This is a genomic window from Streptomyces sp. Ag82_O1-12 (genome assembly GCF_900182715.1).
GTDB classification, from domain to species: domain Bacteria; phylum Actinomycetota; class Actinomycetes; order Streptomycetales; family Streptomycetaceae; genus Streptomyces; species Streptomyces massasporeus.
Genome location: NZ_FXUW01000001.1, coordinates 7,381,928 through 7,406,422, shown reverse-complemented (window position 1 = coordinate 7,406,422; position 24,495 = coordinate 7,381,928). Strand labels below are relative to the sequence as shown.

Here is a 24,495-nt window from a genome sequence, read left to right as displayed (position 1 = left end):
CCTGCCCACGGGGACGCCGGCGGGGCATCCGTACAGGTACTCAGAGCCGGTACTCAGATCCGGCCGCCCGCCCCGCCCGCCTCTTCTCGCGGCTTGAGACTTTCGGCGTTCGCCCCCCTGGTGACCGCTCGAAAAGTGCCAACAAGGAGTTCAATGAAACCCTTGAAGGCATGAGATTCCTTCTGGACGTTTCCCTGGACGACGCGGCGTTGGCGAAGGACCCGGCGGGCGAACTGGGCCGGATCCTCAGGTACTGGGCCGGCAATCTGCGCCACTACGCGCTCGCCCCCGGGGACGAGTCGGCGATCTACGACTCGGAGTACCGGGAGGTGGGCCGCTGGCGGGTGGACGGTCAGGCCGAGTAGGTCTCCCGGAGTGCCTCGCGGCACAGCGCGTCCGCTCTGCGCGTGGTCTCCGGGAGGCGGTAGTCGGGGGTCAGCGCGAGAGTGTGCGCACAGGCGTTGTCCAGCGTCGTCCGGTGGCCGACGGAGACGAAGACCGGCTTGACGGCGTCCCGGGTGCGCAGGGCGCGGCCGACCTCCTCGGAGCCGGCGAGCAGCGCGGAGGTGCTGCCGCGCGGGGTGCCCGGGTCGTCGTGGGTGAAGGTGAACGGGTTCTTCGCCACGCCGATCGTGGGCAGGCCGGTCAGGACGCCGAGGTGGCTGGCGAGGCCGAAGCGGCGGGGGTGGGCGAGACCGTAGCCGTCGCAGACGACCAGGCCGGGCGGGCAGGGCAGGGCGTCGAGGGCGGCGAGGACCGTCGGGATCTCGCGGAAGGCGAGCAGCCCGGGCACATAGGGGAAGGAGACCCGTCCCACGGCCGTGGCCTCGGCGACGACCTCGAGACTCGACGCGTCCAGCACGACCGCCGCCGCCGCGACGACGTCCCGCTCGTCGTCGTACGCGACGTCGACCCCCGTCACGTGGCCCGTCCGGGGCGGCGGTCCGGGTTCGCCGAGGATCACGCGTGCGCGCAGTTCGTCCTGGACGGCGCGGGCCTGCTCCTCGGTGGCGGGCCAGTCCTCGGGGATGCGTACGGTCGTCATGGTGGCCCCGAGCCTACGGGCTCCCCGGTGACCGCACGGAAACGCCCGGGGTAGGCTCCCGCCATGTTCGTGCTGGAGCTGACGTACACCGCCCCGCTGGAAGCCGTCGACGCCGTGCTGCAAGAGCATGTGGCGTGGCTCGACGAGCAGTACCGGCAGGGGGTCTTCCTCGCTTCCGGGCGCAAGAACCCCCGCGACGGCGGGGTGATCATCGCCGTCGCGGGGGACCGTGCGCGGATCGAGGAGATCACCGCGGAGGACCCGTTCGTCACCGCGGGCGTGTGCGCGTACCGCGTCACCGAGTTCACGGCGACGAAGACGGCGCCCGCGCTGGAGGCCTACCGGGAGACCCTCTGAGGCGTGCGCCTCACTTGCCCAGTGCGCGCTGCAACTGGCTCTTGTTCATGCTGGAACGGCCCTCGACACCCTTGCGCTTGGCCTCCTGGTAGAGCTGGTCGTAGGTGGGTCCCTGGGAACCCCGCCCGGAGCGCCGGCCGCCCCGCTTGCCGGAGGACATGTCCTGGGTGGAGGTGCGGCTGGCGGTCTTCGACTCGCCGGAGCGGGCGCGTTCCTTGTTCACCGTCCGCGCGGCGATCTCCTCGGCGCGGCCGGTGCTCTCGCCCCGGTCCTTCGCGCTCTCCTTGATGTGCTCGTACTGGCGCTCCCGCTTGGAGCTCGAACCGCGTGGCATTCCCGCTCACTTCCTTTCCCGATCAGTGAACGAGTACCCACACTGCCAACGATCAGGGCACCCCGCATGCTCAGTGCTCCAGGCGCGCAACCCGGCCCTTCTCGCCGGCGGCCCAGCACCCGTGGTCCGGGGTGCAGTCGACGGTGTCGTAGGAGCCCGTGTCGACGGTCCGCCAGGTGCGGCCGGCGTCCGTGGTGAGGTCGGTGCCGGTGGGTCCGACGGCGAGGGCGGCGGTGCGGCTGTGCGGGAGCCAGGCGACGCCGGAGCGGTAGGCGGGCGGGGCGGTGGCGGCCGGGCGCCAGGTGTGGCCGCCGTCAAGGGTGCGGGCGGCGGCGTCCGGTGAGGGCTGGTCGGGGCGGAAGTCGCCGCCGACGGCGAGGCCGTGGGCGCGGTCGCGGAAGGCCAGCGCGAAGACGCCCCGGGCGGGGTCGCCCGCCGGGAGGGGGGTGTCGGTGGCCGTCCAGGTGCGTCCCCGGTCGGCGGAGTGCAGCACACGCGCGCGCGGGGCCCCGCCGGTGGCCAGCCAGACGTCCTTCGGCCCGGACGTCACCAGGCACTGGCCGCTCGCGGCGAATCCGGCCTCGCCCTCCTGCGCGGCCGGCATGCCCCGGTCCGGCAGCACCTTCCAGCTCCGGCCGCCGTCGCCGGTCGACAGGATGCGGAACCTCCCGTCCACCGGGTCGCTCATCGCGAGACCGTGGCGGTGGTCGAAGAAGGTGAGGCAGTCGTAGAACGCCTTGGGGTCGGTGTTGCGGAAGGACTCCGTCCAGGTGGCTCCGCCGTCGTCGGTGCGGTAGACGCGGGACGCCTCGCCCTCGCCGATGGCCAGGACCACGGCCCGGCGCGCGTCGAACGCCTCGATGTCCCGGAACTGCAACTCCCCCGCGCCCGGCGGCGAGACGTCGCGCCAGGCCTCCCCTGCGTCGGTGGTGCGCAGGACGGTGCCGCCGGTGCCGGCGACCCAGGCGGTGGTCCGGCTGACGGCGGCAAGACCCCGGAACCGTGCCTCGGGAGCGCCGGTGTCCTTGAGTTCCCAGTGCGGCGCCCGGCCCTGGGATCCGTGCGCCTGTGCCGGTACGGCGGTCAGGGCTGCCAGTGCCGCCGTGCAGGCCGCCAGAGCGGTCGCCCTGCTGCGTGTTCGTCCCGTCCGTCGCGTGCTCCCCATGCGCCTCATGGCCGGGGAAGCTAGCCCACCGCCCGGGCGCCGTCCAGAGGGCCTCGCGGGTGCTCCGCGTGGTGCGGCGGGCGCCACACGTGCCCGTGGAGACGCACGAGGAGAGTCACGTCACTCTGGCGCATGAACGCGGTGACAGAGGTCACTAGCAATGCGTGTGCACGGATTGGCTGATTCCGTCGTCTCTTCCAGTGCCCGGCCTCATCCGCCCGGAAGTGTCCGTCCAGCCGTCACAAGGGAGCAAGGCGTTGTCCATCGTCATCGAGCAGCCCGTGGAGGCCCGCCTCGTCGCCGCCGCGCCGCGTATGCCGAGCATTCCCGCCACGCTTCACTACGACCGGCGTGATCCTTTCGCCGTCCGTATGACGTTCCCCGCGCCGGCCACGCTGGAGGGCGTCGAGGTCTGCTGGACCTTCTCCCGCGAGCTGCTCGCCGCCGGCCAGAAGAGCGCCGAGGGACAGGGCGACGTGCGCGTGCGGCCCTACGGCTACGACCGCACGGTGCTGGAGTTCCACGCCCCGGAGGGCACCGCCGTGGTCCACGTCCGCTCGAGCGAGATCCGCCGGTTCCTCCAGGCCACGAGCGAACTCGTGCCCGTCGGTCTGGAGCACCTCCAGCTGGATCTGGACCACGGTCTCGCCGAGCTGATGCGGGACGCGTGCTGAGCTGACGGACCGAGGGGCCGCGCCGAGCCGGGGCGGTCCCTGAGGGCCGCGCCGAGCCGGGGCGGTCCGCCCTTGGCTCAGCCGGACCGGACAGGCATCAGGGCGACGCCGCCACCGCACGCCTCGCCGTCACCGCCGTGCTCACCTCGCGCACGATCGAAGCGAGCGGGGGCATCGACGCGCCCGCCCGTTCCGTCAGCTGCTCGATGCGCCGGTCAGGGGTGTCCTCGTCGAGGAGGTCCGCCGCCGCGGTGAGGACGGCGAGTGCCGCGTCCCGCTCGGAGATCCGGGCGACCGGCAGCGCCCCGTGGAGGATCTGCCGTGTCTCCTCCCGCAGCGCCTCCACGACGGCCACCCGCTCCAGCGCGTACTCCACGGTCGGGAACACACCCAGGACCCGTCGCTTCTCCGCCCGCAGAAACCCGTCGGCCACCAGCTGCTCCCGCACGGCGTCGAAGGTCACCCGTGCTCGCAGCGTCACCCACGTCCGCCAGGGGTGCGGGCGCGACTCGCGGACGAGTTCGAGCAGCCCGTCGAGGACCGCGTCACCCGCGCTCGCGTCCAGGTCGACCGGCGTGGCGATGCCGTCCTCGTCGGTGAGCAGGCCGCGCCGGGCCAGCTCGACGAGGGCTCCGGCCCGCACCGGAGCGGGCCGGTGGGCGGTGGCGCCGGCGGCCGGTCCCGCGGCGTCCCAGGCCAGCAGGCAGAGCCGGGCCGACAGGGTGAGCGGACCGTTGGACACGGGGCCTCCTCGGGGCGGAACGATCGAGTCGCACGTTAATTCGTTGACAGGCTCAGAGCGCCCTCCTACGGTGTAAAGCGTCCCTGTTGCCGCCGATTGGAGAAGGACGTTGCTCGTCTGAGGTCCTGAGACACCGCGTCACACCCCCTCTGTGGTGTGCGCTGCGTGCGACCTCGGCGTCCGAGCCGTCCCTCCGGTGCAGGGCATCTCTCATGTCCGTGATGTGCCCATGGAGCCTCACCCCCTGGTCGCAGGTGTCTCGACACGCGTTTGCCCCTGACCGCTTCGAGCAACCGCGAATGAGGCCACCATGTCCACCTCCATCACCGTCACGTCCCTTGCGTTCACCTGGCCCGACGGCACCCCCGTCTTCGAGGGCCTGGACGTCTCGTTCGGCCCCGGCCGGACCGGCCTGGTCGGCGTCAACGGGTCCGGAAAGTCGACCCTGTTGAAGCTGGTCGCCGGTGAACTCGCACCCACCGACGGCACCGTCCGCGCGGCCGGCGAGGTCGGCTACCTGCCGCAGAACGTCACGCTCGACACCGCCCTGCGCGTCGACGAGGTCCTCGGCATCGCCGCACAGCGCGCCGCCCTGCACGCCATCGAGTCGGGCGACGTCTCCGAGACGCATTTCGAGGCCGTCGGCGACGACTGGGACGCCGAGGAGCGCGCCCTCGCCACGCTCGGCGAACTCGGGCTCGGGCACGTCGAGTTGGACCGCACCATCGGCGAGGTGTCCGGCGGCGAGTCGGTCCTGCTGCGGCTGGCCGCGCTGCTGCTGCGCCGGCCCGAGGTGCTGCTGCTGGACGAGCCGACCAACAACCTCGACCTGTACGCCCGTCGGCGGCTGTACGCGGCCGTGCAGTCCTGGCCGGGCGTCATGGTCGTCGTCAGCCACGACCGTGAACTGCTGGACCTCGTCGACCAGATCGCCGATCTGCGCTCCGGTGAGATCACCTGGTACGGCGGCAACTACTCCGACTACGAGGAGGCACTGGAGATCGAGCAGGAGGCGGCCGAGCGCATGGTGCGCGTCGCCGAGTCCGACTTCCGCAAGCAGAAGCGCGAACTGGCCGACGCCCAGGTCAAACTGGCCCGCCGCAAGCGGTACGGGCAGAAGATGTGGGACCAGAAGCGCGAGCCGAAGATCGTCATGGGGGCGCGCAAGCGCGCGGCGCAGGAGTCCGCGGGCAAGCACCGCATCATGCACGAGGAGAAGCTCGCCGAGGCCAGGGAGCGGCTCGACGAGGCGGTGGAGGCCGTACGGGACGACGACGAGATCCGCGTCGACCTGCCGTACACGGCGGTGCCGCCGGGGCGGACCGTTCTCACCCTCCGGGATCTCGGGCTCCGGTACGGCGCCCGGGTGAAAGGTGGCCTCGACCTGCGCGGGCCTGAGCGGGTCGCGCTGATCGGGCGCAACGGCGCGGGCAAGACCACGCTGCTGCGCACGATCACCGGCGAGCTCGCCCCGGAGGCGGGCGAGGTGGTGACGCACGTCCCGCTGCGGTTCCTGCCGCAGCGGCTCGACGTCCTCGACGGGGAACTGTCCGTGGCCGAGAACGTGGCACGGTACGCGCCGGACGCCACCAACAACCGGATCCGGGCGCGGCTGGCGCGCTTCCTGTTCCGGGGCGCCCGCGCCGACCAGAAGGCGGCGACGCTGTCCGGCGGCGAACGCTTCCGGGCCGCGCTGGCCGCGCTGATGCTGGCCGAGCCCGCACCGCAGCTGCTCCTGCTGGACGAGCCGACCAACAACCTCGACATGGCGAGCGTCCGGCAGCTCACCACGGCCCTGGAGTCGTACGAGGGAGCGCTGGTCGTGGCCAGCCACGACCTGCCGTTCCTGGAGTCGATCGGCATCACGCGCTGGCTGCTGCTGGAGGAAGGAGAACTGCGGGAAATCACGCCAGAGGCTGTCGGGATTTCCTCCTAGCGTCGGTGGCATGACCGACTTCGCACACGATGCCATCACCCTGACCGGAGCACGCGAGAACAACCTCAAGGACGTCACCCTCCGCATCCCGAAAGGCCGGCTGACCGTGTTCACCGGCGTTTCGGGATCGGGGAAGTCGTCCGTCGTCTTCGACACGATCGCGGTGGAGTCGCAGCGCCAGCTGAACGAGACCTACCCGTGGTTCGTCCGCAACCGGCTGCCCAAGTTCGAGCGGCCGCACGCGGACGGCCTGGAGGACCTCACCCCGGCGATCGTCGTCGACCAGCGGCAGGTCGGCGGCCACTCCCGGTCGACCGTCGGCACCATGACGGATGTCTACTCGGTGATCCGGGTGCTGTTCTCCCGGCACGGCACCCCGAGCGCCGGACCGGCGACTGCCTACTCGTTCAACGACCCGTCGGGCATGTGCCCCGAGTGCGACGGCCTCGGCCGGACGGTGCGGCCCGACTGGGACCGCATCCTGGATCCGGACCGCTCCCTCGCCGACGGGGCGGTCCGCTTCCCGCCGTTCGCCGCCGGGACCTGGCAGGGCCAGGCGTACACGAACAGCGACGACCTCGACCCGCACAAGCCGGTGGGGCGGTTCACGGCCGCCGAGCGGGAGTTCCTGATGCGCGGACGGCCGGGCAGCAAGGTCACCGTCAACGGCAGCGGCGGCACCTGGACCACCGAGTACGAGGGGCTGGCCGTCCGCTTCGAGCGGCTGTACCTCAAGCGGGACCTGTCGGCCATGAGCCAGAAGACCCGGGACCTGGTCCGTGCGTTCCTGGTGGAGGGCACCTGCCCGGGCTGCCGCGGAGCACGGCTGAACGCGGCGGCGCTCGCGACCCGGATCAACGGCCGGTCGATCGCCGACTGCGCCCGCATGCAGGTCACGGACCTGGTCGCCGTACTGAAGGAGATCGACGACCCGGTGGCCGGGCCGATCGCCTCGGCCGCCGTGTCGGCTCTGGAGCGCATCGAGGCGATCGGCCTCGGCTATCTGAGCCTCGACCGGGAGACCGCCACGCTCAGCGGCGGGGAGGGGCAGCGGCTGAAGACGGTGCGGCACCTCGGCTCCAGCCTCACCGGCATGACGTACATCTTCGACGAGCCGAGCGTCGGTCTGCACCCGCGGGACGTGGGCCGCCTCGGCGACCTGCTGCTGCGGCTGCGCGACAAGGGGAACACCGTGCTGGTCGTCGAGCACGACCCGGATGTCATCGCGCTCGCCGACCACGTCGTCGACATGGGGCCGGGCGCCGGGGCCGGCGGCGGCACCGTGGTCTTCGAGGGGACCCCGCGAGAACTGGCCTCCTCCGACACGCTCACCGGGCGCTGCCTGCGCACCCGTACGACGGTCAAGGACGAGGTGCGGGAGCCCGCCGGGGAGCTGTGGGTCAAGGGCGCCGACCGGCACAACCTGCGGGACGTGACCGTCCGGTTCCCGGCCGGTGTGCTCACCGTCGTGACCGGGGTCGCCGGGTCGGGGAAGAGCACCCTGGCAGGGGAGTTCACCGCCGCGCACGAGGAGGCCGTGGTCGTCGACCAGTCGTCGATCGGCATCTCGGGCCGCTCCACCCCGGCGACCTACCTGGGGATCATGGACACCGTCCGGAAGGTCTTCGCCCGCGGGACGGGGGCCGAGGCGGGCCTGTTCAGCTTCAACTCCCAGGGCGCCTGCGGCACCTGTGAGGGCCGGGGCGTCATCCACACCGACCTGGCCTTCATGGACCCGGTGACGACGACCTGCCACAACTGCGAGGGGCGGCGTTTCAAGGAGGAGGTGCTGCGGCTGACCGTGCGGGGCAGTTCCGTCGCGGACGTCCTGGAGATGACGGCCGAGCAGGCCCTCGGCTTCTTCGACGACCCGGGCGTACGGCGCCGGCTGAGCGCCCTGCGGGACGTCGGGCTCACGTACCTGACGCTCGGGCAGCCGCTCTCCACCCTCTCCGGCGGCGAGCGGCAGCGCATCAAGCTGGCCACGCGACTGCACCGGACGGGCGCGGTCTACGTGCTCGACGAACCGACGACCGGCCTGCACATGGCGGACGTGGAGGGCCTCGTCGCCCTGCTGGACCGGCTGGTCGACGCGGGCAACACGGTCGTGGTGGTCGAGCACAACCTGGCCGTGGTTGCCCGGGCCGACTGGGTGATCGACCTGGGCCCGGACGGCGGCCGGGACGGCGGCCAAATCGTCTTCGAGGGGACGCCCCGGCACCTCCTGGCGGCGGCGGGTTCGGTCACCGGGGAGCATCTGCGGCGGGCCGTGGGGCACCGTCCGTGAGCCGGGCCGACGACGTCAAGGCGCTGTGCGCCCGTTGAACCGATGGGGTGGTTTGCCCGGCGCCGGACGGTCGGGCGTGCGGGGCTCGCGAACACTGGACGGGGGTGGTGCGGGCCACCGGTGAGGGGAACGACATGGCCGACGGCACGGTTGTGGTGGCGGTGGCGGAGCATCCGGACGACGGAGGCGTCACCGCAGGGCAGTTGACACGCATCGCCGACGGGATCCGGGCGCGCGGCCTGCACGTGCGGTGGGCGGTGAGCGTCGCCGACGCCGAGGCGGTGCTCCGGACCGAGGCCGGGCTGGCCGCCGCACTGGTCGCCTGGGATCTCCCGCCCGAAACCGGGGACGGGCCGGGCGGTGCGACGGTACTGCGCCGGATCGGGCGGCGGTTCCAGAACCTGCCGGTGTTCCTGGTCATGGCGGACGAGGGGTTGCGTGAGCTGCCGCTGTGGGTGTCGCAGTCGGTGGTCGGCTATGTGTGGCCGTTGGAGGACACGCCGGCGTTCATCGCCGGGCGGATCAGCACGGCCGCGCGCGCCTACCAGGACGCGCTGCTCCCGCCGTTCTTCAAGGCGCTGCGGCGCTTCGACGACGCGCACGAGTACTCGTGGCACACGCCCGCGCACTCCGGGGGTGTCGCCTTCCTCAAGTCTCCCGTGGGCCGGGCGTTCCACGAGTACTTCGGGGAGCGACTGCTGCGCAGCGACCTGTCGATCTCGGTGGAGGAGCTCGGCTCGCTGTTCGAGCACACCGGCCCGATCGGCGAGGCGGAACGCAACGCCGCCCGGGTCTTCGGCTCCGACCACACGTACTTCGTGCTGCACGGCGACTCCACCTGCAACCGTCTGGTCGGCCACTTCAGCGTGACCCGTGACGAGATCGCCCTGGTGGACCGCAACTGCCACAAGTCCGTCCTGCACGGCCTGGTCGTCTCCGGCGCGCGGCCGGTGTACCTGGTCCCCACCCGTAACGGTTACGGCCTCGCCGGGCCCCTGCCGCCGGCCGAGATCGCGGCGGAGTCGGTGGCGGCCCGGATCGCCGCGAGCCCGCTGACGGCGGGCGCGGTCTCCTCGCGCGCCCAGTACGCGGTGTTCACCAACTCCACGTACGACGGGCTGTGTTACGACGCGTCGGCGGCGGCCCGGGCGTTCGCCCCGTGCACGCCCCGGCTGCACTTCGACGAAGCGTGGTTCGCGTACGCCCGCTTCCATCCGCTGTACGCCGGGCGCTACGGCATGTCGGTGGACGAGGAGTCATTCCCCGGCCCCGACCGGCCGACGGTCTTCGCGACGCAGTCCACCCACAAGCTGTTGGCTGCGCTCTCGCAGGGCGCCATGGTGCACGTCAGGCCCGCACCGCGGGCACCGGTGGAGCACGACCGGTTCAACGAGGCGCTGATGATGCACGGCACCACGTCACCGCTGTACCCGATGATCGCCTCGCTGGACGTGGCCACGGCGATGATGGACGGCCCGCAGGGGCAGTGGCTGGTCGACGAGGCGGTGACCGAGGCGATCAGGTTCCGCCAGGAGATGGTGCGGATCGGGCGGCGCATCGAGGCGGCGGGCGACCGACCGCCGTGGTTCTTCGGAGTGTGGCAGCCGGGAGAGGTCACCGACCCCGTGAGCGGGCAGCGCCTGCCCTTCGACGAGGCACCGGCGGACCTGCTGCGGACCGAGCCGTCCTGCTGGCACCTCGCACCCGACGCGGACTGGCACGGCTTCCCCGGACTGACCGGCGGGTACTGCATGCTCGACCCGATCAAGGTCACCCTGACCTGCCCGGGGCTGGGCGCGACCGGGGTGATGTCCGATCAGGGCATCCCGGCCCGGGTGCTCACCGCGTATCTGACCACGCGCGGCATCGTCGTCGAGAAGACCGACAGCTACACCACCCTGGTGCTGTTCTCCATGGGCATCACCAAGGGCAAGTGGGGCACGCTGCTGGACGCTCTCATGGACTTCAAGGACCTCTACGACGGTGACACCCCGCTGGACCGTGTGCTGCCCGCGCTGGTCGCGGAGCATCCGCGGCGCTACGCCGGGCTGACGCTGCGCGAGCTGTGCCAGGAGATGCACGACCATCTGCGGGAGGCCCGCCTGGTCGAGCTCCTCGACGCCGCCTTCCAGCACCTGCCCGAGCCCGTCTCCCCGCCCCAGCTGTGCTACCAGCGCCTGGTCCGCGGCGGTACGGAACGCGTCCGCCTGACGGACGCGCCGGGCCGGGTGGCCGCGGCGATGGTCACGGTGACGCCGCCCGGCATCCCGGTCCTCATGCCGGGCGAGAGCACCGGAGCGGCAGGCAGCCCCCTCCTGCGCTACCTCGGCGCCCTGGAGTCCTTCGACCGTCATTTCCCCGGCTTCGGCAGCGAGACGCACGGGGTGACCCGCGACCCCGACACGGGCGACTACCTGATCGAGTGCCTGCGCTCGGACGAGCAGGAGGAGACCACCGCCGGCGCGCTGACACCGGCACAGCGGCGGGGGTTGGAGGGCGCTGGGTCGGTGGGGTGAGTGCGAGGGGGGCCGGACAGGGGGACACGGCGACCGGCCATTCCCAGGGGCCCCGGACAGGGGGACGCCACTGCCGGCACCAGGGACGAACCGGCCTGCACAGGCGGGACCATCATGACCGCCGAGGCCGGACAGCTCCGGCTCGACACGAGGCGTGTGCCACGGCCGGAGGTAGCCTCCCTCGACACGAGGCGTGCGCTCCGGCCGGAGGCAGCCGCTCACCGGCGCCTGCCGACGGAGGGCCGGGTGGTCACCGTCCGCTCCCGGGCGGTCACCGCCGGGCGGCCGGCGTCCCCTCCAGGCAGGGGGGCTCACCCGCTGCCCGCCTCTCCCGCGCCACCTGGGCCTGGAGGCGTTCCAGGCGGTGTTCCCCCGCGGATCCCGTCCGCCCCGCCCCGCCGTCCGCCCGACGCGTCCGAGGCATCCCCACCCCCCTCCCTCCCTCAAGCCCTCCCCGGGGCTGTCCTCTCCCGCGTTCGCCCTGCATGATGGCGGCCGACGCCCGACGGGTTCCGGTCGATCCCGGAAAGCTCCGCCGGTGCGGTCCCGACACGTCCCATCCGATACGGAGTCACGCTCGTGCCCAGCAAGAAGGCCCTCGTCCGCCGCCCCAGCCCGCGCCTCGCGGAGGGGCTGGTGACACACATCGAGCGGGAGAAGGTCGACGTCGACCTCGCCGCCGAGCAGTGGCAGACGTACGTGGAGGCCCTGCGCACGCACGGCTGGGAGACCATCGAGGTGGACCCCGCCGACGACTGCCCGGACTCGGTGTTCGTCGAGGACACGGTCGTGATGTACAAGAACGTGGCCCTGATCGCGCGCCCGGGCGCGGACTCCCGGCGCGAGGAGACCGCCGGGGTCGAGGAGGCCGTCGCCGGTCTGGGCTGCTCGGTGAACTGGATCTGGGACCCGGGCACCCTGGAGGGCGGGGACGTCCTGAAGATCGGCGACACCGTCTACGTGGGCCGGGGCGGTCGCACCAACGCCGACGGCGTCCGGCAGCTGCGCGCCGCGTTCGAGCCGCTCGGCGCGCGGGTCGTCTCCGCGCCGGTGAGCAAGGTGCTGCACCTGAAGTCGGCGGTCACGGCGCTGCCGGACGGCACGGTCATCGGGCACATCCCCAAGATGGACACACCCTCGCTGTTCGCGCGCTTCCTGCCGGTCCCCGAGGAGGCCGGCTCGCACGTCGTCCTGCTCGGCGGCGACAAGCTGCTGATGGCGGCGAGCGCGCCGAAGACCGCCGAGCTGTTCGCCGACCTCGGGTACGAACCGGTCGTCGTGGACATCAGCGAGTTCGAGAAGCTCGAGGGATGTGTGACGTGCCTCTCGGTGCGGCTGCGGGAGCTGTACGTCTGACCGGACGCGCGCATTCCCCGTCCGGGCTCCCGACCTGCGCGTCAGGGGAGCCCGACACACGGCTGGGCGACCCCGCTGATCAGCGGCCTTTACGGCACCCTTAACCTACGGCCTCGTAACCTACGGCAACGTAGCCTACGATGCCGTAGGTTCACCGTTCACCGCTCACACGCTTGTCCCCCTGGAGAGTCCATGACGATCACCACTCCCCACCTCGGCAGCCCGGCCGGCGCCTGGACCGACGCCCAGCTGCTGTATGCCCTGGAGGAAGTGGTCGAGACGGAACTCAACCGGCATCTGAAGGTTGCCAAGGACTGGATGCCGCACGAGTACGTGCCCTGGAGCGACGGGCGCAACTTCCCCGGTCTCTTCGAAGACGGCGAGGCCTGGGAGAAGGAGCAGTCCAAGGTCACCGAGATCGGGCGCATCGCGCTCATCGTCAACCTTCTCACCGAGGACAACCTGCCCAGCTACCACCACGAGATCGCCTCGCTGTTCGGCCGCGACGGCGCCTGGGGCACCTGGGTGCACCGCTGGACCGCGGAGGAGGGCCGGCACGGCATCGTGATGCGCGACTACCTGCTCACCTCGCGCGCGGTGGACCCGGACAAGCTGGAGGAATTCCGGATGTCCCACATGAGCGAGGGCTTCGAGTCGGACAACCGGCACTCGATGCTGCACTCGGTCGCCTACGTGGCCTTCCAGGAGCTCGCGACCCGCGTCTCGCACCGCAACACCGGCCACCAGTCCGGGGACCCGGTCTGCGACCGCATGCTGGCGCGCATCGCCACCGACGAGAACCTGCACATGGTCTTCTACCGGAACCTGCTGAAGGCGGCGTTCGACCTGGCGCCCGACCTGACGATGATGGCGGTGCGCGACGTCATCGTGAACTTCCGGATGCCCGGTCACGGCATGCCCGGCTTCGAGCGGGCCGCCGCGCAGATGGCGATCGGCGAGATCTACAACATGCGCATCCACCACGACGACGTGCTCCAGCCCGTGCTGCGCTTTTTGAAGATCATGGAGATCGACGGCCTGGGCCCCGAGGGCCGCAAGGCCCAGGAGGAGCTCGGCCTGTTCATGGGCGGTCTGGACTCCGAGGCGTCGAAGTTCGACGAGAAGCTGGCCGCCCGCAAGGCCCGCATGGCGGCCCGGGCCGGCGCCTGACGCCGACCCGCACACACGCGGACAGAGCCCCGGCCGCCACGAGCGGCCGGGGCTCCGTGCGTTCCGGCAGCGGACAGCCGCGGGACCGGGCCCCGCTCCCGCGATGGGCCCCCCTCCGTGGCGGGACCCACTCCCCTGGCGGCCCACCCCCTGGCGGGCCCACCCCGTGGCGGCTCCCACTGCCCTGGCGACTACCGCGACGCGCGTCGCAGCTCCAGCCGCTCCTTCTCCGAAAGGCCGCCCCAGACGCCGAAGCGCTCGTCGTGGTCCAGCGCGTACTCCAGGCAGGCCGCGCGGATCGGGCACATACCGCAGATCCGCTTCGCCTCCCGCACCGAACTACCCGGCTCGGGGAAGAAGAAGTCCGCCCCCGTCTGCGCGCACAACGCCTCTTGCTGCCATTCGAGTTCGGGCGAGGTGATCGTGTCGATGTGCATGCCCGGTAGCGTCGCGGACGGCGAAAAACGTTCGATCAACACGGGATCAACACGGTGTTCACGGGCCCCCGGCCACCTTGATGGTGGCCCGCCGGACGGGGCCGGCGCACGGCGGCGCGCGGAAACATCCGAAACCCCGCCGCGGCCGCGCTCCGGCGGCGGCCGGCACCGCGCGGTGGAAGACTCGGCAGTGCAGACGACGGGCCCCTGTGCGAGGAGGGCGACGATGCTCACCACCCGTTACGTCACCGGCGCTCCGAACTGGATCGACCTCGGCACCCCCGACATCGACGGCGCCGCCGCCTTCTACGGCGGGCTGTTCGGCTGGCGGTTCCAGCCGGGCGGCCCGGAGGTCGGCGGGTACGGCCTGTTCCGGCTCGGCGACAGGGCGGCCGCCGGAGGCATGCAGACCACGCCGGAGCAGGGCCCGCCGTCCTGGACGGTGTACTTCCAGTCGCCGGACGCGGACGCCACGGCCCGGGCGGCCGAGCAGGCGCACGGCGCGGTGACGGTGCAGCCGATGGACGTCCAGGACCTGGGCCGGATGGCGATCCTCGCGGACCAGGCCGGGGTGCCCTTCGGGGTGTGGCAACCGGGCCGCACCAGGGGGCTGGAGGTCGTCCAGGAGCACGGCTCGCTGTGCTGGGTCGAGCTGTACACGGCGGACGTCCCGGCCACGGCGGCCTTCTACCACTCCGTGCTCGGTCTGGAGACCTTCGGCGCGGACTTCGCCGGCGGCACGTACACCACGTTCAACCCCGCCGGGGAGAGCGAGGACGCCATGTTCGGCGGTGTCGTCCCGCTCGCCGACGCCCCGGGCGAGGAGGAGGCGTACTGGCTGCCGTACTTCGAGGTCGCCGACCCGGACGCCATCGTGGCCAGGGCCGGCGAACTGGGCGGCACGGTCCGCCTCCCCGCGACGGACCTCCCGTCCGTCGGCCGCCTCGCCAAACTCGCCGACCCGTACGGCGCCCGCTTCGCGGTGATCCGCAGCGAGCCGCAACAGGGCTGAGACCGGCCGAGCCTGTCACGAAGCGCGACATCCGCCCCGCGCGAATGCCGGGCGTCACGCGTACGGGCTCTCGCCGTCCGGCCGGTTCGGGCTCGGCGCTTCGCCGTACCACCGAACGGCCCGGCCGGCCGAGGCTCCCGGACGGCCGGCTCCCGGGCGGCGGACCGGGACGCCCCCACCTCACGCCGAGCCGCTCGGCGGCCCGGGAAGCCCACCGGACGATGAGCCGCCTCCGGCGACGACGCGCTCTGCCGGAGCAGCCCCTACGCCGACCCCCGCCGCACCAGCGTCGTCGGCAGCACCACGCTCGACGGGGAAGCCCCGACTCCCTCCCGCGGGGCGGCCCGGTCGAGGCCGCGCAGGAGCAGGCGGGCCATCAGGCGGCCCATCTCCTCTATGTCCTGACGGACCGTCGTGAGGGGTGGGTCGGTCTGTTCCGCGACGGGCCGCATGTCGTCGAAGCCGATCACGGCCACGTCGTCGGGGACCCGGCGGCCCGAGCCGCGCAGGACGCGCAGCGCCCCGGAGGCCATGAGGTCGTTGGCGGCGAACACCGCGTCCACGTCCGGGCAGCGCTCCAGGAGCTCGCGCATCGCCCGCTCGCCGCCGGCCGGGGTGAAGTCGGCCTCGGCGATCAGCCGCGGGTCGGCGTCCACCATGACGTCCCGGTAGCCGTCGAGGCGGTCCGCGGCGGAGGTCTGGTCGAGGGCGCCGGTGATGTGCGCGATCCGGGTGCGGCCGAGACCGGCCAGGTGGCGGACGGCGTCGCGGGCACCGCCGCGGTTGTCGCTGTCGACGTAGACCACCTCGCGCCGGTCACCGCTCCAGCCGGGCCGCCCGCCGAAGACGGTGGGGATGCCGGCCCGCTGGATCAGCTCCGGCAGCGGGTCGTGGAGGTGCAGGGAGAAGACGAGGGCCCCGTCGACATGTCCGCCGGCGAGGTAGCGGCCGACCCGGGCGTGGTCGTCCCGGCCTTCCGTGAGCAGCAGCACGAGCTGGTTGTCGTGGGCGGTGAGCTCCTTGCTGATGCCGCGCAGCTGGAGCGCGAAGAACGGGTCGGAGAAGACCCGGGTCTCCGGTTCGGCGACGACGACCGCGATCGCGTCGTGCCGCCGGGTCACCAGGGAGCGGGCGGCCTGGTTGGGCACGTACCCGAGCTCGTCGACGGCCTTGCGGACCCGCTCCACGAGGACGTCCCGCACCCCGTCCCCGCCGTTGACCACGCGGGACACCGTGGCCCGCGAGACACCGGCCCGGGCGGCCACGGCCTCCAGGGTGGGACGCGGCGCTGCGTCGGTCACTTCGGGGCTCCTCACCTGCGGCTGCGGATCAGGATAGCCCCGGACACACAGCGTGGTGAGAGCGCTCTCGCCTGCCGGTCGGCGCGGACGGGGAGAGCAGCCGCCCGTCAGTGCTCGTGACCGCCGCCCGCAGGCTCCTCCCCGTGCTCGTGCCCGCCGCCCGTCGGCTCGTCGCCGTGCTCGTGCGGGTCGTACCCCGGAATGGTGCCGTCCGGCTTCTTCACCAGGAACAGTCCGACCATCCCCATGTCGGAGTGGCTCTGGACGTGGCAGTGGTACATCCAGGCGCCGGCACCGACCCCCTCCCCCGCGATCACCTGGAAGCCGAAGGAGTCCGCCGGGCCCGTGATCTTGTTGTCGATGACCTGGCTGGGGTCCTCGGGGCCGGTCAGCATGCCGGTGCGGTTGTCCGCCCAGCGGTGACCGTGCATGTGGAACGTGTGGTAGAACTCGCCGTGCGTGATCACGACGAACTCCACGCGATCCCCCACCGTGGCCTCGAAGTTCGGCCCGGAGTGCGGCGGCTTGTTGTTGATGCGCATGTCGTTGAAGACGACCGTGTGGGTCCGGTCGGGCAGGACGTCGCCCTTGCGGCGGACGACGACCGGGCCGAAGAGGCCCTTTTGCAGCCCCACGGTGCCGTGTTCCGTGCCGACGACGTGGTCGTGGTAGTGCCAGTAGCCCGCGCTGCCCGAGCGCCAGGTGCCGTCCCCCCGGCGTCCGGGGGCGTGGGTGCGCCAGGTGTAGGTGCGGGTGCCGCCCGGCTCGACATGACTGCGGTTCAGTTTCGTGCCGTCGCTGGTGATCTCGTAGTCCAGGCCGTGGACGTGCAGGCTGACCTCCACGTCCATGGTGTTCTCGAACTCGACGTGCAGCGTGTCGCCTTCGTTGAGCTCGATCAGCGGGCCGGGGATGCTCGCCTTGCCCTTCTCCAGCCCGTAGCCCATCTGCCCGTCGGGGAGCTTCTCGGCGTAGAGCTTGATGCGCTTCACCTCGCCCCCGGCGGGTGCCGTCTTCGCCGGTCCGGCGGCGCTCACGGCCTCCGGCGCCACGGACAACGATGTCGCGACGGCCGCGCCGCCCAGCAGGACCCGCCGGTTGAAGCTGCGTCTGTCCATGCGGAACTCCCCACCCTGATAAGGCATTTACGGAGGCGTACCTGTGATGAACCTGTGCGACGGTACCGGCCGCGCTCCCGTTTATCCACACTCAAGACAAAGTTGGTGCCATCCCGGTCATAGGTATTGGCGGGATGCGCAAAGGGGTTTAGCTTCCTTGGCGGTGTTGCTGTGACCGAGGAGGTGCCCATGCGCTTACGAGGGTTGAGCAAGTCAAGACGCGTCTGGGCGGCGTCCGTCGCCGCCGGGGTCGTGACCGCCGGGCTGCTGTCGGGTTCCGCCGCGAACGCGCGCCCTTTCCCCGAACCCCCGCTGACAACGATGTCGATCAAGTCGCCGCCGGGCGGCGCGAACGTACGGGTGCTGATCTTCCACGGTTCCGCGGCGGCCGGGGAGGAGTCGCCGGTGGTGAACGCCGGGATCGAGGCCATCGAGGACATCGGTCTGACGGGCCCGGCGAACCGCCGCTTCACGGTGCGGGCCACCGGTGACGCCTCGGTGTTCACCGACTCCACGAGGCTCGGCCGCTTCAACGCGATCGTCTTCCTGACCGGCGGGGGCGATGTCCTCGACGCGGAGCAGGAGGCGGGCCTGGAGGCGTACATGGAGGCCGGTGGCGGGTTCGTCGGCATTCATGACGCGGCGCGCGCGGAGCCGTATTCGGACTGGTTCACCGGCCTGGTGGGGGCCCGCCCGGCCGCCTCGAGCCCGACGGCCGTGCAGCGCGCGACCGTCGAGGTCGGCGACCGCCGGCACCCCGCCACCAAGGACCTGCCGGTGCAGTGGAAGCGCCCGGACCAGTGGCTGAACTGGGTGAAGAACCCCTCGGGCGAGGTGCACACGGTGGCCCGGGTCCGCGAGTCGACCTACCAGCCGGGCTCGGGCTCCAACGGCTGGGACCATCCGGTCAGCTGGTGCCGGGACTACGACGGCGGACGGTCCTTCTACACGGGCATGGGCGGGACGGTGTCGTCGTACGACGAGACCGACTTCCGCGATCATCTGCGCGGCGCGCTGATGTGGACGACGCGGCTGGAGCAGGCCGACTGCAAGGCGACCATCAACGCCAACTACGCGGCGGAGCGGCTGACCAAGCCGAACCAGCCGGGGCAGAACGACCAGATCGGCGAGCCGCACGGGATGGTCACCGCTCCGGACGGCCGGGTGTTCTACATCGGCCGGGGCGGCGCCGACTCCTCGCAGCCCGTGATCACGGACTGGAACAACCCCGACATCGGCAAGGGCAAGGGCGAGATCCACGTCTACGACCCGAAGACCAAGCAGGTCACCCTGGCCGGCGCGCTCACCGTCTTCGGCAACAAGGGCGGCGGCGACGAGCTGGTCAAGGTCGAGGAGGGGCTGCTCGGTATCGAGCTGGACCCGGGGTTCGCGCAGAACGGCTGGGTGTATCTGCACTACACGCCGCACGAGCGGATCAACCGCGAGACGCGGATGGCGGAGCGGCGGGTCTCCCGCTTCACGCTCGACCGGGCCACGAACAAGCTGGACCTCACCAGTGAGAAGGTCCTGCTGAAGTGGCCGGTGCAGATCCACAGTTGCTGCCACGCGGGCGGCGGGATGGCCTGGGACTCCAAGGGCAACCTGTACATCGCCACCGGCGACAACAACTCCAGCGGGTTCAGCGACGGTTACTCGGGCAACAACCCGCAGCCGAACTACAAGGGCGTCTCCTTCGCGGACGCACGCCGCACGGCGGGCAACACCAACAACCTCAACGGCAAGATCCTGCGCATCCACCCGGAGCCGGACGGGACGTACACGCTCCCCGCGGGCAATCTCTTCACCGGGAAGGAGCCCGACGAGGGCGGCGGCAAGACGCGCGGCGAGATCTATGTGATGGGCGTCCGCAACCCGGCGCGCATCTCCGTCGACAAGTCGACCGACGTGCTCTACGCGGGCTGGGTCGGCCCGGACGCGAGTGCGCCCTCGACGACCTGGGGCCCGGCGAAGTACGACACCTTCGCCGTCATCACCGAGGCGAGCAACCGCGGTTGGCCGTACTGCATGGGCAACAAGCAGCCGTACCGGGACCGGAATCTGCCGGACCCGTCCAAGCCGCTGGGCTGGTACGACTGCGACCACCCGAAGAACGAGTCGCCGAACAACGACGGCCTGGTCGACCTGCCGCCGGTGACCGGCAACAACATCTGGTACTCGCCCTCGGGCGGCGGCCCGGACTACCCGCGGGACGCGAGCGGCGTCCCGTCGTACAAGCCGGCGGAGGCCACCTACCGGCTGCCCTGGCTGAAGGGCGGCGGGCAGGCCGCGATGAACGGGCCGGTCTACCGCTACGGCACGGTCGCGGCCGACAGCACCGTCAAGTGGCCGGCGTACTGGGACGGCAAGTGGTTCGTCGGTGACTTCTACGACGCCGACCAGCCGCGCAACGCGGTGCTCATGGACCCGAAGACGCAAGGGGACGGCGGTCTGCCGGTGCACTCGGAGTCGTTGAAGAAGATCGTGCCGATCGGCAACGACGGCATCAAGAACCTCATGGACTGGAAGTTCGGTCCGGACGGCGCGCTCTACGTCCTCGACTACGGGCGCGGTTTCTTCACCTCGGACTCCAAGTCGGCCCTGTGGCGGGTCACCTACAACGGCGGCGGGCCCACCCCGGCCGCCGGCCAGCTGGCGAGGGGGACCGAGTGATCCGGCACCGAAGAGTCTGGGCCGCCCTGCTGGCCGCCCTGCTGATGATGCTCGGCGTGCAGGCGCTGCCCGCCGCCGGGCAGCCCGGGAAGGCGGCCGCCGACCAGGTGCTCACCTGGACGGCCGGCAACGACATCGACAAGTACCTCTCGGCGCCGAAGACGGCTGTCGCCGGTGCGGCCACGATCGTCTTCGAGAACAGCGCGGCCACCGGCAACACCACGGGCATGCCGCACACGCTGACGTTCGTGACCAGCGACCCCGAGTTCAACAGCGACGTGCAGCTCAACATCCTGGCCAACCCCAACGACGCCCAGGGCGGCAAGCACACCGCCCAGGTCACGCTCACGCCCGGCCGGTACTTTTACCACTGCACGATCCCCGGCCACGGCCAGATGCAGGGCATCCTGACGGTGACCGAGGGCACCGGCGAGGACACCACGGCGCCCGAGGCGTCCGCCCACGTGAGCGGCACGCAGAACGCGCAGGGCGAGTACGTCGGCTCGGCGAGCGTGGCGCTGCACGCCACCGACGAGGGCGGCTCCGGCGTGGAGCGGATCGAGTACGCGATCGGCGAGGCCGGTGCCTGGCAGCCGTACACCGCGCCGGTCGTCGTCGACCAGGTCGGCAGCCACACGGTCCGCTACCGCGCGTTCGACAAGGCGGGGAACGTGTCCGCCGAGAAGAGCGCCGCGTTCACGGTCGTCGCTCCCCAGTCGGACGACACCACCGCGCCGGAGACCTCGGCGACGGTGAGTGGCGAGCGCGACGCCGACGGGGCGTACATCGACATGGCGACGGTCACCGTCTCGGCCTCCGACACCGGGACCGGGGTCAACACGATCGAGTACGCGATCGGCTCCGGCGCCTGGCAGGCGTACACCGCGCCCGTCATGGTGCACCAGGTGGGGACGCACACCGTCCGCTACCGCGCCACCGACAAGGCGGGCAACGTGGCGGCGGAGAAGGACGTGCGGTTCACGGTCGTCGCGGCGCCGCCCGCGGACACCACCCCGCCGGTGACGGGCGTGACCGTGGAGGGCACGAAGAACGCGACCGGGGCCTACGTCAACAGTGCCCGGGTGGCGGTCACCGCGACCGACGAGCACGGCTCGGGCGTCGAGCGGATCGAGTACTCGCTGGACGGCGGCCCGTACCTGGCGTACTCGGCGCCGGTGGTGGTCGACCGGGCGGGCGCCCGCACCGTGGCGTACCGGGCGACGGACAAGGCGGGCAACACCGCCGCGGCCCGCACGGTGACCTTCACGGTCGTCTCCGGGCAGGTCCCGGCGCCCGACTGCCCGGAGTACGACGAGCGGTTGACGGTGATCGTCGGCACGGTCGACTCGGGCGTGCGCAACCGGGTCACCGACAACCGCTGCCGGATCGGCGAGCTGATCGAGGACGAGAAGGAGTGGACGTCCCAGGCGCTGTTCCTCAAGCACGTGGACTCCGTCCTGGGCGCGCTGCTGAAGGAAGGCGTGATCGACCAGCGGGAGTCCACGGCGATCCGGAAGGCGGCCCGGCAGTCCGGGATCGGCAAGCCGGGGCAGACCGAGGGCTACCGGGCGCTCTTCGACGGCACCGCGGAGTCCCTGGCCAAGTGGCAGCAGGTGGGCGGCGGTTCGTTCGGGCTGAACCCGGACGGGACGATCACCTCCGGCACCACGACGCCCGGGATGGGCATGCTGTGGTTCCCGCAGCGCAAGTACGGCGACTTCTCGCTGAAGCTCCAGTGGCGTGACGACGCCCCGGGCACGGGCAACGCCAACTCCGGTGTGTTCGTGCGCTTCCCGTGGGTCCACGACCATCCGGAGGAGTCCCGCCCCGAGTGGGTCGCCATCAAGTACGGGCACGAGGTGCAGGTGCTCGACCTGCCCGACGGCGACATGTACAAGACGGGTTCGGTCTACGGCTTCGACCGGGTGGGCCTGGCCGGCGCGGGCGTGACGCAGAAGGGCTCCTGGAACGACTACGAGATCCGGGTGGAGGGCCAGCACTACTCGGTGTTCCGCAACGGCGTGCTGATCAACGAGTTCGACAACACCGGCGGCCAGGAGTTCAGCCCGCCGCGCTCGGACGACCCGGGCACGGACGGGCGGCGGTTCGCCTCCGGCTACATCGGGCTCCAGGTGCACAGCACGACGGATGTGGTCTCGTACCGGGACATCCGGATCAAGGAGCTGTAGGAGGTTCCTTTTCCTTACGGGCTCTGCTCGGCTGTACCCGTCTGGGCTCCCCCGGCATCTTCGGATACTCGGGCGGGTACGGCAGGTCGCCCAGTCCGTGGTCGTGTTCGTCGCGGCGGGCGAGGTCGAGCAGGGCTTCCAGGGAGTAGCGCTTGTCGTCCATGTCCGCGTGCACGTCGCCGAGTTCGGCGAAGCGCGCGGGCATGGTCGCGAGGTCGAAGTCCTGGGGGTGGGCGACCCCGACCTCGTCCCAGCGCAGGGGTGCGGAGACCGGGGCGTGCGGGCGGGGGCGTACGGAGTAGGCGGAGGCGATCGTGCGGTCGCGGGCCGTCTGGTTGTAATCGATGAAGATGCGCTCGCCCCGCTCCTCCTTCCACCACTTGATGGTCACGTGCTCGGGCATCCGCCGTTCCATCTCCCGGCCGACTGCGATGGCCGCACGGCGGACCTGGGTGAAGGTCCAGCGCGGTTCGATGGGCACGAACACGTGCAGGCCCCGGCCGCCCGACGTCTTGGGGAAGCCGCGCAGTCCGCCGAACTCGTCGAGCACCGACCGTAGTTCGTGGGCGGCGCGGGCGGCGTCGTCGTAGTCGGTGCCGGGCTGCGGGTCGAGGTCGATGCGCAGTTCGTCCGGGTGGTCGACGTCGTCGCGGCGTACCGGCCAGGGGTGGAAGGTGAGGGTGCCGAACTGGGCGGCCCACACCACCGCCCCGGCCTCGGTGGGGCACATCTCGTCGGCGCTGCGGCCGCTGGGGAAGGTGATGTGCGCGGTCGGGATCCAGTCGGGCATGTTCTTCGGCGCCCGCTTCTGGAAGAAGTTCTCGCCGTTCACGCCTTCCGGGTAGCGCTCCAGGGTGGTCGGCCGGTCGCGCAGGGCGCGCAGGATGCCGGGGCCGACGGCGATGTAGTAGCGGGCCAGGTCCAGCTTGGTGAAGCCGCGCTCCGGGAAGAACATCTTGTCCGGGCTGGACAGCCGTACGGTCCGGCCGGCCACCTCCAGTTCCACCGCGTCACCCATGCCCGCCACGGTAGGCGTAGCCCGCCCACCTCGCATATCGGGCACCTCGGGGCACATCGGAGCAGAATCGATCCATGGATCTGCCGGTGATGCCCCCTGTCCTGCCGATGCTCGCCAAGTCCGTGGCGGCGATCCCCGCGGGTATGCAGTACGAGGCGAAGTGGGACGGGTTCCGGGCGATCGTGTTCCGCGACGGGGACGAGGTCGAGCTGGGCAGCCGCACCGGGAAGCCTCTGACCAGGTACTTTCCCGAGCTCGTGACGGCCGTGCGGGAGCGGCTGCCCGAGCGGTGCGTGGTGGACGGGGAGATCGTGATCGCGCGCGAGGGGCATCTGGACTTCGACGCGCTGACGGAACGGATCCATCCGGCGGACTCGCGGGTGCGGATGCTGGCGGAGCGGACTCCGGCGTCGCTCGTCGTGTTCGATGTGCTGGCGCTGGGGGACGAGTCACTGACGGACGCGCCGCTGACCGAGCGCCGGGAGCGGCTGGCCGGGGCGCTGTCCGGGGTACGGGCGCCGGTGCATCTGGCGCCCGCGACCACCGACATCGAGGTGGCGCGGCAGTGGTTCGAGGAGTACGAGGGGGCGGGACTGGACGGAGTCATCGCCAAGCCGCTGACGGTGCGCTACCGGCCGGACGAGCGCGCCATGTTCAAGATCAAGCACGAGCGGACGGCGGACGTCGTGGTCGCCGGGTACCGGCTGCACAAGAGCGGCCCGATCGTCGGTTCGCTGCTGCTCGGCCTGTACGACGACCGCGGGACCCTCCAGCACGTGGGTGTCTCCGCCGCCTTCACGATGAAGCGGCGTGCGGAGCTGGTTCAGGAGCTGGAGCCGCTGCGCCTGGACGACGTGACGGGGCATCCGTGGGCGGCCTGGTCCGAGGAGGCCGCGCACGAGAAGGCCCGGCTGCCGGGGGCGCCGAGCCGCTGGTCGGGTCGCAAGGACCTGTCGTGGGTGCCGCTCAGGCCGGATCGGGTGGCCGAGGTGGCGTACGACCACATGGAGAACGGGCAGCGCTTCCGGCACACTGCCCGTTTCCGCCGCTGGCGCCCGGACCGGACCCCCGAGAGCTGCACGTACGCACAACTGGAGGAGCCGGTCCGCTACGACCTGGCGGAGATCCTCGGCGGCTAGGAGTGCTTCGTGCCCACGCATCGGATGAG

General features: G+C 71.6%; 20 protein-coding genes. 12 read left to right on the top strand and 8 right to left on the bottom strand.

What is annotated here, in order from left to right; all coding sequences use genetic code 11:
* The first annotated feature begins 170 nt into the window (after positions 1-170).
* Positions 171-365, top strand: coding sequence for a hypothetical protein (locus QOL88_RS33705; protein WP_097222017.1), 195 nt, complete (start codon positions 171-173; stop codon positions 363-365).
* Here the strand turns inward: QOL88_RS33705 and QOL88_RS33700 are convergent.
* Positions 353-1,045, bottom strand: a complete 693-nt coding sequence (locus QOL88_RS33700) for an endonuclease V (RefSeq protein ID WP_097222016.1) — start codon at positions 1,043-1,045, stop codon at positions 353-355. The genes QOL88_RS33705 and QOL88_RS33700 overlap by 13 nt on opposite strands.
* 63 nt (positions 1,046-1,108) lie before the next feature.
* Between QOL88_RS33700 and QOL88_RS33695 the strand changes: the two genes are divergently transcribed.
* Positions 1,109-1,402 carry a YciI family protein gene (locus QOL88_RS33695; RefSeq protein ID WP_097222015.1) on the top strand — a complete coding sequence of 98 codons (294 nt, stop codon included), beginning with the start codon at positions 1,109-1,111 and terminating at the stop codon, positions 1,400-1,402.
* 10 nt (positions 1,403-1,412) lie between these two features.
* Here QOL88_RS33695 and QOL88_RS33690 read toward each other — a convergent pair whose 3' ends face one another.
* Together QOL88_RS33690 and QOL88_RS33685 are read right to left on the bottom strand one after the other, a co-directional pair.
* Complete coding sequence (locus tag QOL88_RS33690; RefSeq protein ID WP_097222014.1) at positions 1,413-1,736, bottom strand: plasmid stabilization protein; 324 nt, start codon at positions 1,734-1,736, stop codon at positions 1,413-1,415.
* Between the two features lie 70 nt (positions 1,737-1,806).
* The gene (locus tag QOL88_RS33685; RefSeq protein ID WP_097222013.1) at positions 1,807-2,901 is read right to left on the bottom strand and encodes a WD40/YVTN/BNR-like repeat-containing protein; all 1,095 of its coding nucleotides are present in this window, start codon (positions 2,899-2,901) and stop codon (positions 1,807-1,809) included.
* A gap of 257 nt (positions 2,902-3,158) precedes the next feature.
* Between QOL88_RS33685 and ssgD the strand changes: the two genes are divergently transcribed.
* Positions 3,159-3,575 carry a spore wall synthesis regulator SsgD gene (gene ssgD / locus QOL88_RS33680; RefSeq protein WP_097222012.1) on the top strand — a complete coding sequence of 139 codons (417 nt, stop codon included), beginning with the start codon at positions 3,159-3,161 and terminating at the stop codon, positions 3,573-3,575.
* A 97-nt stretch (positions 3,576-3,672) separates the two neighbouring features.
* Here ssgD and QOL88_RS33675 read toward each other — a convergent pair whose 3' ends face one another.
* Positions 3,673-4,317 carry a GOLPH3/VPS74 family protein gene (locus QOL88_RS33675; RefSeq protein ID WP_097222011.1) on the bottom strand — a complete coding sequence of 215 codons (645 nt, stop codon included), beginning with the start codon at positions 4,315-4,317 and terminating at the stop codon, positions 3,673-3,675.
* A 310-nt stretch (positions 4,318-4,627) separates the two neighbouring features.
* On the opposite strand from QOL88_RS33675, the gene QOL88_RS33670 reads away from it, so the two are divergent.
* The 5 genes from QOL88_RS33670 (at position 4,628) to QOL88_RS33650 (ending at position 13,582) form a co-directional block, all read left to right on the top strand.
* Positions 4,628-6,253 (top strand): ABC-F family ATP-binding cassette domain-containing protein, encoded by a 1,626-nt coding sequence (locus QOL88_RS33670; RefSeq protein WP_097222010.1) that lies wholly within the window; start codon positions 4,628-4,630, stop codon positions 6,251-6,253.
* A gap of 10 nt (positions 6,254-6,263) precedes the next feature.
* Positions 6,264-8,540 carry an ATP-binding cassette domain-containing protein gene (locus QOL88_RS33665; RefSeq protein WP_097222009.1) on the top strand — a complete coding sequence of 759 codons (2,277 nt, stop codon included), beginning with the start codon at positions 6,264-6,266 and terminating at the stop codon, positions 8,538-8,540.
* 134 nt (positions 8,541-8,674) lie between these two features.
* Entirely contained in the window at positions 8,675-11,056 is a 2,382-nt protein-coding gene (locus tag QOL88_RS33660) for an Orn/Lys/Arg family decarboxylase (RefSeq protein WP_097223302.1), read from the top strand.
* A 579-nt stretch (positions 11,057-11,635) separates the two neighbouring features.
* On the top strand, positions 11,636-12,412 hold the full coding sequence (ddaH, locus tag QOL88_RS33655; protein WP_097222008.1) for a dimethylargininase: 777 nt from the start codon (positions 11,636-11,638) through the stop codon (positions 12,410-12,412).
* A 192-nt stretch (positions 12,413-12,604) separates the two neighbouring features.
* Entirely contained in the window at positions 12,605-13,582 is a 978-nt protein-coding gene (locus QOL88_RS33650; protein ID WP_097222007.1) for an acyl-ACP desaturase, read from the top strand.
* A gap of 191 nt (positions 13,583-13,773) precedes the next feature.
* On the opposite strand, the gene QOL88_RS33645 is transcribed toward QOL88_RS33650, so the two are convergent.
* Entirely contained in the window at positions 13,774-14,019 is a 246-nt protein-coding gene (locus QOL88_RS33645; RefSeq protein ID WP_179879028.1) for a WhiB family transcriptional regulator, read from the bottom strand.
* Positions 14,020-14,245: 226 nt separating this feature from the next.
* Between QOL88_RS33645 and QOL88_RS33640 the strand changes: the two genes are divergently transcribed.
* Positions 14,246-15,031: a VOC family protein gene (locus QOL88_RS33640; protein ID WP_097222006.1), complete on the top strand. Its 786-nt coding sequence runs from the start codon at positions 14,246-14,248 to the stop codon at positions 15,029-15,031.
* Between the two features lie 263 nt (positions 15,032-15,294).
* Here the strand turns inward: QOL88_RS33640 and QOL88_RS33635 are convergent, their stop codons facing one another.
* Together QOL88_RS33635 and QOL88_RS33630 are read right to left on the bottom strand one after the other, a co-directional pair.
* A complete protein-coding gene (locus QOL88_RS33635; protein ID WP_097222005.1) occupies positions 15,295-16,332 on the bottom strand; it encodes a LacI family DNA-binding transcriptional regulator in 1,038 nt (345 codons plus the stop codon).
* Positions 16,333-16,439: 107 nt separating this feature from the next.
* Positions 16,440-17,450 (bottom strand): multicopper oxidase domain-containing protein, encoded by a 1,011-nt coding sequence (locus tag QOL88_RS33630; RefSeq protein ID WP_097222004.1) that lies wholly within the window; start codon positions 17,448-17,450, stop codon positions 16,440-16,442.
* A gap of 189 nt (positions 17,451-17,639) precedes the next feature.
* Here QOL88_RS33630 and QOL88_RS33625 point away from each other — a divergent pair, with 189 nt between their 5' ends.
* Together QOL88_RS33625 and QOL88_RS33620 are read left to right on the top strand one after the other, a co-directional pair.
* The gene (locus tag QOL88_RS33625; RefSeq protein WP_179879027.1) at positions 17,640-20,120 is read left to right on the top strand and encodes a ThuA domain-containing protein; all 2,481 of its coding nucleotides are present in this window, start codon (positions 17,640-17,642) and stop codon (positions 20,118-20,120) included.
* 44 nt (positions 20,121-20,164) lie between these two features.
* Complete coding sequence (locus tag QOL88_RS33620) at positions 20,165-22,309, top strand: OmpL47-type beta-barrel domain-containing protein (protein WP_097223300.1); 2,145 nt, start codon at positions 20,165-20,167, stop codon at positions 22,307-22,309.
* Here QOL88_RS33620 and ligD read toward each other — a convergent pair.
* Positions 22,296-23,327, bottom strand: coding sequence for a non-homologous end-joining DNA ligase (gene ligD, locus QOL88_RS33615; protein ID WP_097222002.1), 1,032 nt, complete (start codon positions 23,325-23,327; stop codon positions 22,296-22,298). The genes QOL88_RS33620 and ligD overlap by 14 nt on opposite strands.
* 74 nt (positions 23,328-23,401) lie before the next feature.
* Here ligD and QOL88_RS33610 point away from each other — a divergent pair, with 74 nt between their 5' ends.
* Entirely contained in the window at positions 23,402-24,466 is a 1,065-nt protein-coding gene (locus QOL88_RS33610) for an ATP-dependent DNA ligase (RefSeq protein WP_097222001.1), read from the top strand.
* Positions 24,467-24,495: the final 29 nt, after the last annotated feature.

Bases quoted from the DNA above. Each gene is read 5' to 3' on its own strand.
- QOL88_RS33610 (WP_097222001.1), top strand. From the start codon at position 23,402: ATGGATCTGCCGGTGATGCCCCCTGTCCTGCCGATGCTCGCCAAGTCC.
- QOL88_RS33700 (WP_097222016.1), bottom strand. From the start codon at position 1,045: ATGACGACCGTACGCATCCCCGAGGACTGGCCCGCCACCGAGGAGCAG.
- QOL88_RS33665 (WP_097222009.1), top strand. From the start codon at position 6,264: ATGACCGACTTCGCACACGATGCCATCACCCTGACCGGAGCACGCGAG.
- QOL88_RS33620 (WP_097223300.1), top strand. From the start codon at position 20,165: ATGATGCTCGGCGTGCAGGCGCTGCCCGCCGCCGGGCAGCCCGGGAAG.
- QOL88_RS33695 (WP_097222015.1), top strand. From the start codon at position 1,109: ATGTTCGTGCTGGAGCTGACGTACACCGCCCCGCTGGAAGCCGTCGAC.
- QOL88_RS33630 (WP_097222004.1), bottom strand. From the start codon at position 17,450: ATGGACAGACGCAGCTTCAACCGGCGGGTCCTGCTGGGCGGCGCGGCC.
- QOL88_RS33625 (WP_179879027.1), top strand. From the start codon at position 17,640: ATGCGCTTACGAGGGTTGAGCAAGTCAAGACGCGTCTGGGCGGCGTCC.
- QOL88_RS33690 (WP_097222014.1), bottom strand. From the start codon at position 1,736: ATGCCACGCGGTTCGAGCTCCAAGCGGGAGCGCCAGTACGAGCACATC.
- QOL88_RS33670 (WP_097222010.1), top strand. From the start codon at position 4,628: ATGTCCACCTCCATCACCGTCACGTCCCTTGCGTTCACCTGGCCCGAC.
- QOL88_RS33705 (WP_097222017.1), top strand. From the start codon at position 171: ATGAGATTCCTTCTGGACGTTTCCCTGGACGACGCGGCGTTGGCGAAG.
- ligD (WP_097222002.1), bottom strand. From the start codon at position 23,327: ATGGGTGACGCGGTGGAACTGGAGGTGGCCGGCCGGACCGTACGGCTG.
- QOL88_RS33685 (WP_097222013.1), bottom strand. From the start codon at position 2,901: ATGGGGAGCACGCGACGGACGGGACGAACACGCAGCAGGGCGACCGCT.
- QOL88_RS33650 (WP_097222007.1), top strand. From the start codon at position 12,605: ATGACGATCACCACTCCCCACCTCGGCAGCCCGGCCGGCGCCTGGACC.
- QOL88_RS33645 (WP_179879028.1), bottom strand. From the start codon at position 14,019: ATGCACATCGACACGATCACCTCGCCCGAACTCGAATGGCAGCAAGAG.
- QOL88_RS33640 (WP_097222006.1), top strand. From the start codon at position 14,246: ATGCTCACCACCCGTTACGTCACCGGCGCTCCGAACTGGATCGACCTC.
- QOL88_RS33660 (WP_097223302.1), top strand. From the start codon at position 8,675: ATGGCCGACGGCACGGTTGTGGTGGCGGTGGCGGAGCATCCGGACGAC.